2 protein-coding genes are annotated in these 2318 nt (G+C 71.0%); one reads left to right on the top strand and one right to left on the bottom strand.

Features of this window, described 5'->3' with window-relative positions:
• A partial coding sequence (locus VFO68_RS34145; RefSeq protein WP_325162571.1) for an MFS transporter occupies window positions 1–1319 on the bottom strand: 1319 nt, incomplete at its 3' end.
• Between the two features lie 184 nt (window positions 1320–1503).
• Between VFO68_RS34145 and VFO68_RS34140 the strand changes: the two genes are divergently transcribed.
• A complete protein-coding gene (locus tag VFO68_RS34140) occupies window positions 1504–2286 on the top strand; it encodes a response regulator transcription factor (RefSeq protein WP_325162570.1) in 783 nt (260 codons plus the stop codon).
• The last annotated feature ends 32 nt before the right edge of the window (window positions 2287–2318 follow it).

Below are 2318 nucleotides of genomic sequence, written 5' to 3'. Positions count from 1 at the left end.
GCGGTCCCGGCCTCGGCGGCGCGCTCGGCCTCGGCCACCCGCGCCGTGGAGATGGTCGACCAGGCCGCCGCCAGCATGGCGAGGTAGATGCCGGCGGTGACGAGGTACGGCAGCCGCAGCGCGGTGTGCCGGCCGACGAGTTCGGTGCCGACCGCGACCAGCGCGCCTCCCACCGGCAGGCCGACGACGTTGGCGCCCCAGCTGAAGAACCGGTACGCGCCGTTGACCCGGCCGAGCAGCCCGTCCGGGATGATCGACTGCCGGAGCGAGACCGCGACGACGTTCCACATCATCATCACGAACGCGTCGGCGGCGCCGAACACGCCGAACAGGATCGGGTTGCTGGTGACCCCGCAGCCGGCCATGCACACGGCGCCGACGACCATGGCCAGCCGCAGGGCGGCGCCGGAGCCGATACGCGCGGCCACGTCAGGCGCGAGCTGGCTGCCCACCAGGCCGCCGACCGCGATGCCGCTGAGCAGGATGCCGAACCCCGTGGCGTCGAGGTCCAGCACCTCTTGGGCGTAGAACACCTGGATGACGATGATCATGCTGAACGCGCCGTTGCTGCCGGCGGCCATCAGCGTGAGGGTCCGCAGCAGGCGGTGCCGCCAGAGCCACCGCAGACCCGCGGCGATCTCCTGCCGCAGCGAGGTACGCGCGGGCGCGGCGGCGTCGGGCGCCGCCGGGTCGGTCGCGCCGGCGGAGGCGGCGGACCCCGCCGCGGCCCGGCGCGGCCGGTAGGCGCCGGCGAGGAGCAGCACCAGGGCCGCCGACGCGGCGAACGACCCCGCGTCGAACAGGAACGGCACGGCCAGGGACGCCCCGATGAGCGCGCCGCCCAGCGCCGGCCCGATGAACTGGCTCACCATCCACTGCATCGTCCACAGTGTCCCGTTCGCCCGCTGGAGCCGGTCCTTGGCCACGATGCTCGGCAGGATGGTCTGTGACGCGGTCTCGAACAGCACGTTGCCGGTCCCGGTCAGCAGGGCGAGCAGGAACAGCAGCGGGATCGTGACGGTATCGGTCAGCACGGTGACGCCGACGACCGCCGCCACCGCCATCCGGCCGACGTCCATCGCCACCATCACCACGCGCCGGTCGAGCCGGTCGACGAGAGCGCCGGCCGGCAGGCTGCCCAGGAGCCACGGAAGCTGGACGGCGAACGGGAAGATGGCGATGAGCACCGGGTTTTTCGTCAGGGTCGAGGCGAGCCACGGATAGGCGATGAGACTGACCCCGTCGCCGAGCCCGGAAAAGCCGGTGGCGGCCAGCAGCTTCCAATACCCGGCACCCAGGCCCGTAAATCTGCGAAACACGTCGGACGAACCCTCCCCCGCCAATTAACGAACGTTTTTATCCGAAGGCAGTATACGCACTTTTCGGAGGTGGCCACAGGCGCCTTGAACAGGCAATATACCGGCCGCATACCATCCTTTCACCGGCGCTCGGTAATGTTGTGTAAATGTAAATGTAAATGGCCCACCACCCCGGAGGAGATAGGTGATAGCAGCCGCACGGGGGCCGGACGCTGACGCTGCCGGACCGGCACTCAAACGAACGATCAGAATCGTCCTCGCCGATGCCCAGGAGATCGTCCGCCTGGGCTTTCGCATACTCATCGAGAAGGAGGCCGACCTCGAGGTCGTGGGCGAGGCGCACAGCGGCCACCAGGCGGTGGAGCTGGCCGTCACCCGCCGTCCGCACCTGCTCCTGGTCGACCTGGACCTGCCCGGTCTGAGCGCGGTCGAGATCACCCGGATCGTCCGCGAGGCGCAGGGGCCGGCCGCGCCCCAGGTGCTGGTGCTCACCTCGCGCCGCTCGGACCACGACCTGCTGGCGGCGCTCCAGGCGGGCGTGAGCGGCTTCCTGCTCAAGAGCGTCCGCGCGGTCCAACTCGTGGAGGCCATCCGGGACGTCGCGGCCGGCGGTGCGGTGCTGTCGCCCGCGGTCACCCGCCGGCTGCTCGACCGCTTCACGATCACGTTGTGCGGCCGCGACGCGGACCGGCCCGCGCCCCTGGACGGCCTCACCAACCGGGAGATCGACGTGCTTCGCTCGCTCAGCCTGGGCCGCTCCAACCGGGAGATAGCCAAAGACCTGTCCGTGACCGAGGCCACGGTCAAGACCCACGTGTCGAGCCTGCTGGCCAAGCTGGGCCTGCGCGACCGCGTGCAGGCGGTGCTGTTCGCGTACCGCACCGGCGTCGTCGGGCTGGCCGCGCCGCGGTCGGGCCGGCAGCCCCTCCTCGTGTCCGCCCCACCGACCAACCGGAAGTGCGCATGACCACCGCGGAAGAGAACGGGTTCGGGCTCCGG

The organism is Actinophytocola sp. (assembly GCF_035712165.1).
Classification (GTDB): Bacteria; Actinomycetota; Actinomycetes; order Mycobacteriales; family Pseudonocardiaceae; genus DASYTH01.
The sequence above is the reverse complement of the archived record's forward strand: the minus strand, read 5'-3'. Positions and strand labels throughout refer to the sequence as shown.